General features: G+C 42.3%; 16 protein-coding genes. 13 read left to right on the forward strand and 3 right to left on the reverse strand.

All coding sequences use genetic code 11. The annotated features are described in order from the left end of the window. The first annotated feature begins 37 nt into the window (after positions 1-37). Genes gspG through AC3KVK_RS01505 form a run of 9 tightly spaced genes read left to right on the forward strand, consistent with a single transcriptional unit; the run spans position 38 to position 6,163 of the window. The gene (gspG, locus tag AC3KVK_RS01465; protein ID WP_490311201.1) at positions 38-463 is read left to right on the forward strand and encodes a type II secretion system major pseudopilin GspG; all 426 of its coding nucleotides are present in this window, start codon (positions 38-40) and stop codon (positions 461-463) included. A 29-nt stretch (positions 464-492) separates the two neighbouring features. After that, entirely contained in the window at positions 493-1,068 is a 576-nt protein-coding gene (locus AC3KVK_RS01470; protein WP_490311200.1) for a prepilin-type N-terminal cleavage/methylation domain-containing protein, read from the forward strand. Next, entirely contained in the window at positions 1,068-1,466 is a 399-nt protein-coding gene (gene gspI / locus AC3KVK_RS01475; protein WP_490311199.1) for a type II secretion system minor pseudopilin GspI, read from the forward strand. The genes AC3KVK_RS01470 and gspI overlap by 1 nt, the downstream gene beginning before the upstream one ends. Beyond that, positions 1,463-2,068 carry a type II secretion system minor pseudopilin GspJ gene (gene gspJ, locus AC3KVK_RS01480; RefSeq protein WP_490311198.1) on the forward strand — a complete coding sequence of 202 codons (606 nt, stop codon included), beginning with the start codon at positions 1,463-1,465 and terminating at the stop codon, positions 2,066-2,068. Before gspI ends, gspJ begins: the two co-directional genes overlap by 4 nt. Positions 2,069-2,070: 2 nt before the next feature. After that, positions 2,071-3,090: a type II secretion system minor pseudopilin GspK gene (gene gspK, locus AC3KVK_RS01485; RefSeq protein WP_490311197.1), complete on the forward strand. Its 1,020-nt coding sequence runs from the start codon at positions 2,071-2,073 to the stop codon at positions 3,088-3,090. Beyond that, complete coding sequence (gene gspL, locus AC3KVK_RS01490; RefSeq protein WP_490311196.1) at positions 3,087-4,292, forward strand: type II secretion system protein GspL; 1,206 nt, start codon at positions 3,087-3,089, stop codon at positions 4,290-4,292. The genes gspK and gspL overlap by 4 nt, the downstream gene beginning before the upstream one ends. Then, positions 4,289-4,759 (forward strand): type II secretion system protein M, encoded by a 471-nt coding sequence (locus AC3KVK_RS01495; RefSeq protein ID WP_490311195.1) that lies wholly within the window; start codon positions 4,289-4,291, stop codon positions 4,757-4,759. Before gspL ends, AC3KVK_RS01495 begins: the two co-directional genes overlap by 4 nt. A 1-nt stretch (position 4,760) precedes the next feature. Then, on the forward strand, positions 4,761-5,519 hold the full coding sequence (locus AC3KVK_RS01500; protein ID WP_490311194.1) for a type II secretion system protein N: 759 nt from the start codon (positions 4,761-4,763) through the stop codon (positions 5,517-5,519). Between the two features lie 20 nt (positions 5,520-5,539). Next, on the forward strand, positions 5,540-6,163 hold the full coding sequence (locus AC3KVK_RS01505; RefSeq protein ID WP_490311193.1) for a UPF0149 family protein: 624 nt from the start codon (positions 5,540-5,542) through the stop codon (positions 6,161-6,163). 48 nt (positions 6,164-6,211) lie between these two features. On the opposite strand, the gene AC3KVK_RS01510 is transcribed toward AC3KVK_RS01505, so the two are convergent. Together AC3KVK_RS01510 and AC3KVK_RS01515 are read right to left on the reverse strand one after the other, a co-directional pair. Then, positions 6,212-6,412 (reverse strand): hypothetical protein, encoded by a 201-nt coding sequence (locus AC3KVK_RS01510; RefSeq protein ID WP_490311192.1) that lies wholly within the window; start codon positions 6,410-6,412, stop codon positions 6,212-6,214. Between the two features lies 1 nt (position 6,413). Beyond that, positions 6,414-6,764: a hypothetical protein gene (locus AC3KVK_RS01515; protein ID WP_490311191.1), complete on the reverse strand. Its 351-nt coding sequence runs from the start codon at positions 6,762-6,764 to the stop codon at positions 6,414-6,416. A 192-nt stretch (positions 6,765-6,956) separates the two neighbouring features. Here AC3KVK_RS01515 and ccoG point away from each other — a divergent pair, with 192 nt between their 5' ends. The 4 genes from ccoG to AC3KVK_RS01535 are packed head-to-tail and all read left to right on the forward strand — an operon-like array spanning position 6,957 to position 10,722. Next, on the forward strand, positions 6,957-8,381 hold the full coding sequence (gene ccoG, locus AC3KVK_RS01520) for a cytochrome c oxidase accessory protein CcoG (RefSeq protein ID WP_490311190.1): 1,425 nt from the start codon (positions 6,957-6,959) through the stop codon (positions 8,379-8,381). Between the two features lie 60 nt (positions 8,382-8,441). Then, a complete protein-coding gene (locus AC3KVK_RS01525) occupies positions 8,442-9,416 on the forward strand; it encodes a serine/threonine protein kinase (RefSeq protein WP_490311189.1) in 975 nt (324 codons plus the stop codon). A gap of 12 nt (positions 9,417-9,428) precedes the next feature. Then, positions 9,429-10,052, forward strand: a complete 624-nt coding sequence (locus AC3KVK_RS01530; RefSeq protein WP_490311188.1) for a thiol:disulfide interchange protein DsbA/DsbL — start codon at positions 9,429-9,431, stop codon at positions 10,050-10,052. Between the two features lie 34 nt (positions 10,053-10,086). Then, positions 10,087-10,722, forward strand: coding sequence for a thiol:disulfide interchange protein DsbA/DsbL (locus AC3KVK_RS01535; protein WP_490311187.1), 636 nt, complete (start codon positions 10,087-10,089; stop codon positions 10,720-10,722). A gap of 81 nt (positions 10,723-10,803) precedes the next feature. Here AC3KVK_RS01535 and AC3KVK_RS01540 read toward each other — a convergent pair whose 3' ends face one another. Continuing rightward, positions 10,804-13,533: a choice-of-anchor B family protein gene (locus AC3KVK_RS01540; RefSeq protein WP_490311186.1), complete on the reverse strand. Its 2,730-nt coding sequence runs from the start codon at positions 13,531-13,533 to the stop codon at positions 10,804-10,806. Positions 13,534-13,538: the final 5 nt, after the last annotated feature.

The following is a 13,538-nucleotide window of genomic DNA, read 5'->3' on the forward strand; positions in this document are numbered from 1 at the left end:
GCCAAACGCAATTAAAAACAGTAAAAGAGGTATTTCAATGCGAAAACAAAGTGGATTTTCATTACTTGAAGTGATGGTGGTGTTGGTTATCATCGGTATGATTATGGCGATCGTTGCACCGAACATCATGGGACAACAAGAAGAAGCGGCAGCCGATAAAGCCCGTTTAGATATTCAACAACTTGAAGATGCAATGAGCATGTACAAGTTACGAAATAAAGTATATCCAAGCACAGAGCAAGGGCTTGAAGCGCTTGTGACAGCGAGTAATATCGACCCAGTACCAAAGCGTTTCCCTGATGGTGGTTTTATTGAATCATTACCTGAAGATCCATGGGGTAACCCATATCAATTGCTAAGCCCAGGAGAGCGTGGCAAGTTTGATATTTTATCGATGGGACCTGATGGGGTAATTGGCACCGAAGATGATATCGGCAATTGGAGCGATGAAGAGCAGCGCTAAGCTCTTTATTCTGAAATAAGTAACTATTAATGAAAAAACGCCAAGTTGGATTTAGCTTAATCGAGATTTTAGTTGTATTGGTGATTATTGCTTTTGCGACCAACTTGGTGGTGTATACCATCAGTGATGGTGATGAAGAGTTGTTAGAAAAACAATCATTAAGAGTGCACACCCTCATTAATCTGGCTGCTGACTTTGCTGTCCTCAATCAAGTGGAGTTAGGTTTTCATCTCGATAAAAAAAAGTTTGAGTTTTTAGCGTTTGATGGTGAAAAATGGCAATCATTTGAGCAGGTTGCCGAGCAAGAAGTGTTTAAGGCGTTTGAGTTTGAACCCACCTTAGAGGTTGAACTCAATTTGGATGATTTACCGTGGGCGCAAGACAACCTTTTAGAGCAAGTTGACTGGCGTGAATTGATTGATGCCGAAGATGAAGAAAGCCTGTTGGAGTTAGATAAAATGAAAATTCCCCAAGTAATCATCTTGTCTTCGGGTGAGATTAGCCCCTTTTCGATGGTGCTGTCGATTAAAGACAAACGCGAGCCTGTTTTTTTAATTGAAGGTGAGTTTATGGCTCCGGTTTCCCTCAGACGTGAACCCGAATAATGACGCGTTTGAATGTTTTTCCTCACGCTCGGGTACAAGGTTTTACTTTACTTGAAGTATTAGTGGCGTTAAGTATTTGTGCCATGGCCGGCATCGCAGCTATGCAGGTATCGGGCGAGCATATTAATCACTTATCGACATTAGAAGAGCAAGCTTATGCATCTTGGGTTGCTGAAAATCAATTAGTTGAAATAGTAGCGCAAGGCAATGAATGGTCAGCTAGAGATAAAGCCAAAGGCAAAGAAGAGATGGCTGGCCAAACATGGTATTGGCAGCAAGAAGTAACCAAAAGCGAAGTGAAAAATTTTGTTGAGGTTAGAATTCATATTTACCGCGATGAAGCACTGACTGAATCTGTCTACGATTTATCGACATTTGTCTTAACGGGGGGCAAATGAAGCAGCGCGGTTTTACCTTGTTAGAAGTAATGGTTGCATTGGGTATTTTGGGTTTTATTGTGGTGGCGACTCATCAGATATTCCAAACATCGCTACGTACCAATGAATTATCCGAGCAAACCATCGCAGAGTTAGAAGGGTTACAAACGACATTCAGGTTGATGGATCAAGACTTCAGTCAAATTGCCCGCCGAATAGGTCGAAATGAAGCCGGTGATTCAGTTGAACAATATGTGCTGGCGGGTCGTAATTTGTTAGACAGCCAATTTGATGGTATCGGTTTTGTTCGTGAAGGGTGGCGCAATCCGGCTTACCTTCTCCCTCGCAGTGAGCTTCAAGCAGTCGGGTATCGTGTGTTTGATGATAATTTAGAGCGGGTTTATAAAGTCTATGTCGATAGCCTTGATGACAGTGAACCACGCAAACACGTATTACTGCAAAATGTGGAAGAATTTAAAGTGACCTTTCGAGATAACAAAGGGAAATGGCTCGAAAAGTGGCAAGAAAAAGAATTACCACTGGCAGTGGCAATAGAAATTACCCTTAAAGATATGGAGCCAATCAAACGCTTATTTTTAGTGCCTGGAAGTGGTGAGAAATAATTATGAGTGACCACGATCATATTCATATAAATTCGCGCGCACATCCTCATCAGGGGGCTGCGTTAGTTATTGTTCTATTTGTGGTGGCGCTGGCGGCAACGTTAGCCGTTGAAATGAGCTCGCGTTTAATGGTGCAAGTGCAAAAAAGTAGTAATTTACAAGACTATCAGCAGGCAAAATGGTTGGGATATGCGGCTGAGTCATTTGCCAAAAAAGTCATCATAGAGTCAAAAGCGAAAGATAAAAATAAAACCAGCTTAGATCAGATTTGGGCTGCGGATGAAACGACCTTCCCAGTGAAGGGCGGCGGAACGATTGCTGGTAAAATTACCGATTTACAAGGCTGTTTGAATTTAAATGCTTTACGCGCGGCCACCGCGCCTGGCGCAGCGGCGACTACAACAAATGACGGGCATAAAGCTTTGTATGCGTTAATCGATGGCATGGATGACTTACCGATAGATGAAACCCCACAAGCGTTAGCAGATAGCGTACTCGATTGGGTTGATGCCAACAGCAATACTTACCGAGATGGTGCAGAAGAAGATGAATATCTCTCGCGTAGCACTCCGTATTTAACCGCGAATAATTTTATGGCGTCACTTTCTGAATTACGGGTCATTAAAGGGTTTAACCCATTGGTAATGAAAAAATTAACCCCCTTTTTATGTGTCATCCCAGGCAGCGATTTACTGGCGATTAATGTCAATACAATACCAGAAGAAAGCAGTGCAATTTTAGCTGCACTGATCGGAGTCGACACCAGTGCAGCCAGTACGATTTTATCGGCTAGGCCTGACGCTGGCTGGGATTCGTTTGCTGATTTTTATAGTGAAGCGAAAGCAAATAACCCGAAAAATTTAGCGAACCCTGATCCGAGAATTGTTATAAATAGTAATTATTTTCAGCTGGCAGCAACAGCCACCTATGCTGAGAGTCGTTTTCAATTGACCACACAGTTTTATGTCGATGATAAAGATAACGTAACCATACTGGCGCGAAAATTTGGAGCCGTACAGTGACAGAAGCATTAATAATAAGAGTAAATGGTGAACAAGCGGCACCGATTAATTGGCTAATTTGGTCCCAAACAGAACAAGAAATCATAGCCAGTGGCATTCTGGATGATGCAGATGAGCTTGAAGCATTAACTGACAAGGCACATGGTCGAGAGTGCGTGTTATTGTTACCAGCATCACAAGCACAACTAAAACGAGTGACTTTACCAAGTAAGTGGGGGGCTAAACTCCAGCAAGCATTGCCATTTATCATTGAAGATGAAATCGCCAGCGATATTGATGACGTCTTTATTGCAATCGGCCAGGCGCATACCATTGATGACAAACACTTGCTTGACGTTGCAATTGTGGATGATGAGTGGATGAAACAGTGGCTAGATTGCTTAGCATCTTATGGATTAGTGCCGAGCAAGGTCCTCCCCGATGCGATTTTATTGCCTTTGCCTGAAGAGGCGCAGCAAGTTAGTGCGATTGAACTTGATGGAAAATGGTTGTTTAGAGGAGAGCCTTGGCATATTGCTGAGGTTGAATTACCTTGGCTGGAGATGTATCTCCATGCACAAAAGGTTGCCACAGTGAACCATTATTCACCGTGTGAATTTACAGGCGTCAACTTAGAGCCAAAACCTAATGAGGTTGATTTGCCTTTAGCCATTTTTGCTCGCCAACTTCCTCACAGCACATTTAACTTATTGCAGGGTAAGTATAAGGTTAAGAAACAAGGGTCACCTTTTTGGCTGACTTGGCGTGCGCCATTGATTGCGGCATCTGTGGCATTGGTTTTATCGTTGGGTTTTAAAGCCACCGCTTTATATCAATTAAATCAGCAGTTAATTCAAAGTGAAGCTGATATTACAGCGCAATATTTATCGGCCTTTCCTGGCAGTAAAGTGCGTTTTCATCTCATTCGCAATCAAATCCGTAATAGACTTGCGGCAGTGGATGGCGGAGGTGAGAGCGACTTTTTAACGTTAATGGAAACAATTGTACCCGTTTTCTCATCGGTAAAAGAGTTTCACCCACAGTCTTTACGCTATGATGCCAAGCGACAAGAATTGCGTTTTAGGGCCGTCGGAAAAGACTTTCAGAGTTTTAATCAAGTCAAAACTGAGCTTGAAAAAAGTGGCTTAATCATTGAGCAAGGTGGCTTAAATAATGAAGGTGATACAGTTGTCGGTGAGTTAAAAGTGAGGGTCCAATCATGAATCAGTTAGTGAAATATTGGCAATCCTTAAATGCAAAAGAGCAAAAACTGCTTACGATAGCCGGTGCAACCTTTGCGGTGTTTGTATTAGTAATGGGAATTATACGTCCATTAAACACAGCGTTAGCAAAAGCGGAAAAAGAGCTAGCCAGTCAGCAGCAATTAGCTGTGTGGTTGCAATCGAGTATTCAAAAAATAAAAGCCAGCAATCCACGCGCTGTCTCTAGCTCGGCATCGTTAAGCAGCCTAGTGAATACCACTAAAAACCGCTATAACATCACCATTAATCGCATGCAGCCAAAAGATGACAGTTTGCGAGTCAGTATTGATACCGTTGAGTTTAATAAGCTAGTCGATTGGCTTGCTGAATTAACCGTACAGCACGGGGTGATGATCACTAATGTTGAACTGAGCAAACATGATAACTCGGGTTTTGTGAAGGTTAACCGTTTGGTAATTGAGAAGTAATATGAAAAAAACGATCTTGTTAGTCATCTTGTTTACGGTATTTTGGCTTTTTTTTATTGTCTGTTTAATGCCTGCTCATATCGTTTTAAGTGCCGCGCAGCCGTATTTACCAAAGCAGCTGCAGATAGGCGAAGTATCAGGCACCTTGTGGCAAGGTAGAGTCAGTGAACTTTTTTATCAAGGCACGTATATACAAGGTGCGCAGTGGCAGTTATCTGGGGGGGCTTTGCTCCTTGGGCAAGCCAAACTTGCGGTGACATTCGGTGATGCAAAACAGACCCAGTTATTATCTGGAAAAAGTGACATTAATTATGGCCTATTTAACGCGGATCTGACGTTATCGAATACATTATTACGTGCTCCTTTACAAACGGTGATTAGCCAGCTGCAATTGCCTTTGCCGATCAATGTGAAAGGTCGTTTGTTGGCTGATATTCCGAATTATCAATTAGGCACACCCTATTGCCAAATATTACAAGGTGACTTAATGACACAAGATGTCTCAGTACAAGGGACGTCGGGTTGGTTTAGTCTCGATACGATTTTAGGTGAAGTTTCCTGCCAAAAAGGGGGGCTGGCATTAAAAATTGAACCTGATAATGAATTAGGGCTAGAGCTCAATGCACAGTTGTCGGGTCCAAATCAACTGGCAGCAACAGGGTTTGTTAAACCTGCAGAATCATTGCCAAGAGATGTCCATAACGCAGTGAAGTTTTTAGGTCGTGCGGACGCTCAAGGGCGTTACACCCTTCGTTTTTAATTGAAAAGGTTTGGATTAAAGTGCAACAGCTTCATTTAACATCAGATGAAAAGCAGGCTTTGGCAGCGTGGCTTGCTAGCCCTGAGCTTATTGGTAAAGCCATGACATTTTCGCAACTTGAAGGGTACTTGTTTGCGATTATTTGCGCTCCAGCACCATTGGAAATGGATGTGTGGGTGAAACAAGTGGTTGGCGAAGATATCAGTGAGTTATCTGAAGATCAATTGTTTGCTTTGATGGCCTTACACAATGAGCTGAGCGAGCAAATTTTCGAAACTGGGTTTGTGTTACCTACGTATCTTAAGACGTTAGCAGGGCAGTGTATTGACGATCAAATCCATGGCGAGGGTCAGCTCTGGTGCTTGGGTTTTGCTATTGGCGCGATTGATTATGTCAGTGATATTTTGAAAAGTGGTCAACTTGATGCGGAGTTAACTGAAAGTTTTACGCTGGCATTTAATTGTTTATCTGTTTTAGCTCAGCCAGATCAGATTGCATCAACGGCAAAACAGTTGGGGATGCCAGAAGATGTATATTTGACCAATATGATTTCTTTAATGCCTGATTTTTCTCTCGGCTTTGCTGAACTCGTTGAAATGGCTGCGTTGCAAAGTGGCTTATTTGATCAAGAGGGTTGGGAATAAAAAGCACTCACCGAATTATTCGAAAAAAGGAAGCTCAGCTTCCTTTTTTTATGCAAAATCTAGAGCGATATCCGTGCAGCCCTTATCGCAACGCGCACCAGGATTGGCACTTTGATGCGGTAAGAATAAGTGAATACTCTGTTTGCATAACGGGCAAGTGACAGGGCGCCCTTGCATGAGCTTTTTAATCGTTGCCTTTTGATCGTTAAATGATTTTGCCGACGACTTATTCAGTGCAGAGAAATCCATGTTATTTTCGTTTTATCCGCTCAGCCATAATTTGGCAGACTTGACGTAATTTATCACCATAAAAGAACTGATTTAAATCGCGCTGTTCACAATAGCGTTTATGCCAAGCAATGACTTTGTCATCAGAGGTTGTAACCTCTTCAATATGAATGCGTTCTTTTTCGCGTAGGCGCACCGTTTCGATGATCTCGATTCGTACATCTTTGGATAAGCTTTCTTTTTGTAGTTTTGTTGAATCACTCAGTTTGCCGGTAATTTGCTCAAAGAGTTTTTCGCGAGGTTCTTTAATTGTGGGATGGTCAATACTTAGCAAGGCTAAAATGATGACCACAAAAATAAAAAAATTCTTCATAAATCACTCTGTTTATTGATCTAATTTCAACATTTATACAATGATTGTAATAAAATGCAATTCAGTTACGGGCATTTTCGGTATTTGTTTCGTAACAAGGGGCATTGTAAAGATAACTTCGTGGTCAGGCGACACATTTATTACGCAGTTGTTTATACTCAAACTAGTTTATCCAAAGGGTCGAGAACGTCGATGGACAAAAAAATAGACATTAAGAATATTCCAACTGATGTAAAAATTCAGCCTCCTAATCCTGATAAGTCTGATCGATTTAATCCTCGAAATAGAATTTATGTGCGGGCCGTAAATGGCTTACATCAAATGTTGCGCCAGCGTTTGGGTTTTATAGCCATGCTGTCTTTTATGTTGTTGCCTTGGATAACCTTTAATGGTCAGCAAGCAATTCTTTTTGATATTTTTGCGCAAAAATTCAATATTTTTGGCATGACGCTTTGGCCGCAAGATCTGACCATTTTAGCTTGGATTTGTATTATAGCTGCATTCGCTTTATTTTTGGTCACGGCATTTTATGGGCGCGTTTGGTGTGGGTATATGTGCCCGCAAACTGTGTGGACCTTTATTTTTATTTGGTTTGAAGAAAAGTTAGAGGGCACTGCGAATCAGCGTAAGAAGCTTGACCAGCGGCCGATGGATTTTGATAAACTTTGGCGAAAAACCGCTAAACACACGAGCTGGGTGGCTTTCTCATTGTTTACTTCGTTGACGTTTGCTGGGTACTTTACCCCGATAGCCGATTTAATGATCGACTTTTTTACTTGGCAAGCCAGTGCGTATGCTGTGGGTTGTGTATTGTTTTTTACGGCGTGTACGTATGGTAATGCGGGCTGGATGCGTGAAATTATGTGTTTGCATATGTGCCCTTATTCGCGCTTTCAGTCGGCGATGTTTGATAAAGATACCTTTACAGTGACTTATGATGCGGAGCGTGGCGAAAGTCGCGGACCACGTGGTCGTAAGCAAAACCCTAAAGAGATGGGGCTAGGTGATTGTATCGATTGTAATTTATGTGTGCAGGTGTGCCCGACAGGTATCGATATCCGTAATGGCTTACAATACGAGTGTATTAATTGTGGCGCATGTATTGATGCCTGTGATGGGGTAATGGATAAAATGAATTACCCGCGGGGCTTAGTCGCCTACACCACAGAGCGAAATCTTGAGAAGGGCAAAAATACTCAGGCAATTAGGCCAAAGCTAATTGGTTATAGTGCGGTGCTCATGATCATGGTCGGCGTGCTAGCTGTGGACATCATTAGTCGTAAACCAATGGATTTAGATATTATTCGGGATCGGAATCAATTATACCGAGAAACCATAGAAGGTTTGATTGAAAACACCTATACCCTGAAAATATTAAATAAGTCGCAGCAAGACCATTATTACAATATTGAGGTCGAAGGGTTAACGCATTTTACTTATTTAGGAAAACAAGAAGTGCATATTAAAGCGGGTGAGTCGTACAGTTTGCCGCTATCTATTGCGATCGACCCGTATGATTTGAAGAAGCCAGTCACAGAATTTAATTTTGTGTTATTTAACAAAGAGACCCCCGACAGTCGCATTGCACAGCCGAGTAACTTCTTTAAGGGGCGTTAAGGCTACGAATAATGTTAAACTCTAAAACGAGGCAAATGCCTCGTTTTTTTACGGTGAACCATGAGTCAATTTAATTTCAATGATTTAACGCCCGACCTTATTTTAGATGCCGTCGAATCCGTGGGTATTTATGCCGAGTCAGGGTTGTTGGCACTCAATAGCTACGAAAACCGCGTCTATCAATTTAAAGCTGAAGATGGTCTGCGTTATGTCGCAAAATTTTATCGTCCTGAACGTTGGACGGCAGCACAAATTAAAGAGGAACATGCATTTGCTTTTGAGTTAGCAGAAGCAGAAGTGCCGGTGGTTGCACCGATTGTGCGAGATGCAGAGAGTTTATTTAGTCATCACGATTATTTGTTCACACTGTTTCCAAGTGTTGGCGGTCGGATATTTGAGGTTGATAACCTTGATCAACTTGATGTACTAGGGCGGTTAATTGGTCGGATGCACCAAACAGCCAAAGCGACAGCGTTTACGCATCGGCCGACCATTTCTAGTCAAGAATATTTGCATCAAGCGCGAGCGCATATTGTCGCCAGTGACTTGATCCCAATGACATTGGCGACATCATTTTTTACTATTTTAGATTTAGTTATTGAGCATGTCGCACAAAGTTATCAGGCGGCTGATCTCATTCGCTTGCATGGTGACTGCCATGCAGGCAATATTATGTGGACCAATGATCAATTAAGGTTTGTTGATTTGGACGACAGCCGAATGGGGCCTGCGATTCAGGATTTATGGATGATGCTCAGTGGTGATCGGCACAATCAACTTGTCCAGCTTGATACGTTAGTTGAAGCGTATCAGGAGTTTTGCCCTTTGGATGCAAAGCAATTTAAGTTGATTGAACCACTTCGGGCGCTTCGTATGGTGCATTATATGGGGTGGGTTGCTAAACGTTGGCAAGATCCTGCTTTTCCTAGGAACTTTCCATGGTTTGCATCAGACAAATACTGGGAACAACAAATTCTGGCCCTTAAAGAACAATTATCGGCATTACAAGAGCCTGCGCTTAGTTTAATGCCTTAAAAAGAGACGATTATGATTAAAAAAATTTCACTAACTTTGTTAATGTGCCTGATGCCACTCGTTGTTTGGGCTGACCAATTTGAAGCCAACAAACATTATGTCGAAATCAATACGGCTAAGAGTGCAAAGCCGCAAGTCACCGAGTTTTTCTCTTATTACTGCCCGCACTGTTACAAAATGGAACCGGTAGCTATCGCATTAGCTCAGCAATTGCCAGCTGGGGTTGAGTTGGTCAAAAGCCATGTTGATTTTTTAGGCGGTTTAAATAAAGAGCAACAAACTCTCTTATCGCGTGGCTATTTAGTGGCAAAAGAAAAAGGGGTGGGTGAGCAAATGAGCGCCGCTATTTTTAACTATATCCACCGTGATCGCGCGCGATTTAATTCAATAAAAGATGTACGTGACTTGTTTGTACTCAATGGCTTTGAAGGCAAAGAGTTTGATGACTTAGCATTTACGATGCCGATTGAGGCGCAAATCAATGAAATGGTGGCCGCACAAACAAAATACAGTGACTTAGGTGCGTTATCGAGTGTGCCGACGTTTATTGTTAATGGTAAATACAAAATCAATTTTCATGAAGTGAGCTCTCAAGAAGAGTTCAATCAGTTGGTTGGCTTTTTACTAGAAAAATAATTTTAATAATCATAATGAGTGGAGAATACAAAGCATGAAGTTTGTTACAGGATTGATTTTAGCGGCACTAATGTCGCCGTTTACATTAATGGCGGCAGATTATGAAGAAGGTGTGCATTACGAAGTGATTTCTGACCGCGCGAGCAAAAAGCCAGAAGTAAAAGAGTTTTTCTCTTTTTACTGCCCAGCCTGTAATAATTTTGAACAAGTCGTTTATGACTTAAAAACGCTATTACCCAAAGATATCGCATTTAAAAAGAGCCATGTTGATTTTATGGCTGGAAATACAGCTGAGAATCAACAAATGTTGACGCAAGCACTTGCAACGGCAGAAGTGTTGCCACAAAAAGATAAACTCATTGCTGCGATTTTTAATCATTATCACGGTAAGCGTAATAAGTTTAATGATGTCGCTGATGTGAAAGATATCTTTGTTGCACAAGGTGTCGATGCTGAAAAATTTGATAAGCTGTATAAAGGTTTTTCAGTGAGAACCAAAGCGGCAAAAATGAAACGCGATCAGGACTTCTATAAAGAAAAAGGTGCACTCGCATCAGTCCCAACGTTTATCGTTAATGGTCAGTACAAAATTAACTTTGGTGGTAAAACAGGTATTGCTTCTGCTGAAGATATGAATAAGTTAATTACGTATTTAAACAATAAAAAATAGCGCTTAACAGCATAAAAAAAGCCCTCAAGCGGGTCACGCTTGAGGGCTTTTTTATATGTGTAATCTGATTATCTTAGAGCGTTAGTTTAATCGCCTTCTTAAGCTGATGAATAACGCGAATAAACCAAATAAAGATAGGGTACCACCTGAACTACTTTTTGGCGGCTCAGTAGGTTCAATAGGTGGATGGGTTACGGCTGCGCCAACGATGGTAATGGTTAAAGTATCGCTGGTGCTAGCACCTCGTTCATCGGTTGCGGTCAGTTGTAAGGTTAGGTCACCAGCTTCGTTACTGCTTTGTACCGTCACAGCCAGCTCGTTTGTTTGTGATAGAGTGACCGCAGGTCCTGATATTTTTTGCCAAGCATAGGTGAGTTGATCTCCTTCAGGATCGCTGACTTGTGCGGCTTGGTGAGTGAATATCACATTGGTTGACTCTTCAAAGGCTTGCCCAGCATCAACAACGGGTGCTTGATTGTTTTCATCATCTAAAATTGTAAATTCAAAACGAGCCTGCTCGATTAAACTAGGGTCACTTGGGTGGCTTAAGAGTACTTCAACAGTTTCATTTTGCTCTGATTGGTCATCATTAACTAAGCTCACCACGATGGTTTTATTATTTGTCTCACCAGCAGCCCAGGTTAGCGTCCCTTGCGCGACCTCAATATCATTGGCTGAGGCGCTGAGCGGATTGACCTGGTAATCAATAGTTAACTCACCTTCACTACCGCCGCTTCGAATGACAGTGACTGGGTAGTGCGTTTGGTTCTCAGCAATGGTGGTTTTGGTGTTAGCAAAGCTGACTTTTCCACTATTCACCTTACCAGCAAGGTTAATTCGTTGATAATGGTGTTGACCGAGTGTTGCGCCATTTTTAGGGTCGTATAAGCGGACAAAAAAGGATTGTGTTAATGCATTTGCATCGGCTGGCAAGATAGGTATCTGGATCTCTTTTGAATTGGTGTCAGCAATCGCCCATTCTAGAGTCCCTTTTACGCCTTGGTAGTCGACCCCATGCTCAGCGCTACCTGGCAGTGTTTCGTAACCGACTTGCGTTGCGCTGCCATTACCGCTGCGAGCTACTTTGATTGTCAGAGTTGTATCACGCTCGCTGCTAACGGCCGCTTGCTCAAATGATACACTGCCTTGTTCCACATCACGGGTATGCTCTCGTAGCACATATAAACCACTATTAATGTCACTGAGTAGGATCAGCCCTGAGGGTAAGTAAGGGTACACCCCCCAAGCACCTAAGTATGCGCTATTGTCTGAGCTGGGGAATGAATCAAAAAAACCAACCTCTATTGGATGAGTCGCATCTGTGATGTCTAAAATAGTTAAACCACGCTCATAATTCGACATGTAATAGCGATTGCCACGAACAAAACCGTTGTGGTCGATGGCTTGGTTTGAGCTTTGCCACTTTCCTGCTAGGGTTGGGTTATTGAGATCTTCAATATTTAAGATCCGTACCGTCGTGTTCAGTCCGCCATATTTTTCATCCCACTCGTCATGCACAAAAACATATTGTTTATCATCACTAAACCAGCCTGAGTGGACGTATTGGAAGGCTTTATCGACATCATCATAGCCAATTTTTCCCAATTCCTGTGTGTCTTGTGGTTTAGTTGCATCCCAAAAGCGAATTTCATTTTCATTAAAATCGACTAACAAAGTGCAACCAAATGCCGAGCCATTCACACAATCTCGTTGATTACGCTCATCGTCGATCAGTAAAGAAGTGGCATCGTGGGTATAATTGCTACGAGATGAAACTGCCGGAGTGTAAACGCGGTTGATATTGACAGGGTCATCAAGTAGATAGCTGGTAAAAGCCCCTCCAAAGGAGTTTGCGCCTACAATTTGAATTGCGGGCTGAGCATGCGTAAGTTTGCTGTTGAGCGTGTAATCGACATTACTAATATAAATATTATGCGATGAGCTTACTGTGTTATTTCGTTTCGCAAGGCTTACAGAATGAGGCAAATTATTTAAATCGATAATTTGAATACCATCGCTGCCTTCAGATGCCACATAGGCGTAAGCGCGATAACTAGCAAAATTGGCATCATAATATTGGTAAACTTTAATGTCTCGCCAGCTGGTGTTGCTGCCACTAATATGGCCGACTTCGATAGGGTTGGCTGGGTTTGCCAAATTAAACACTTTAGTGCCCGTGTTGTAACCCATGATTGCGTATTCAGTGCCGGTATTTAAATCTACATGGCCCCAAATATCAGAACCCGAGACGCCAGATGGCATAGGAGTGTGGGAAACAAGGTCCACTTTATGACAAGCAAAGTTGCCTGCTTTTCCATTATTACAGGTCAAGTTTTGTTGTTTTTTACTGAGCATTTCAAAGTTGGCAAGTCGTTGTGCTAAGGCTTCTGAAATATCGCTGCTTTTATGGTCTGCCATCACTTTAAAACCAGCCTGTGTAAGACTTTCTCTGAGTGCTTCTGGTACGCCGGTTAGTACGGTGGGGTTAACATCAGGGCTTTGCACTTGAAAATGGTCAAATTTATTAAACCCCCCTTTGACCGGAACCAATTGGCTTTGCAAATAAAACAGATCCGATTCATTACTCAGTGGATATTCACCGCTAGCGACTAAGACCTTGTCACCTTTATTGGCTTGACTCACCGCATAGTGGATACTTTGACAAGGTCGAACTGGATTGTCACATTGGCCGGCATCTTTGCCATTTTGCGCCACATATCTGGCTTTATCATGCTCAGCATGAGCGAAAATCAATTGGCTGCTACACAGTAAGCCAAGCCCTATTGGGATTAAAAAAGAGTGCTGGTTCATCGAAG

Source organism: Pseudoalteromonas sp. J2K-J979, assembly GCF_058169715.2.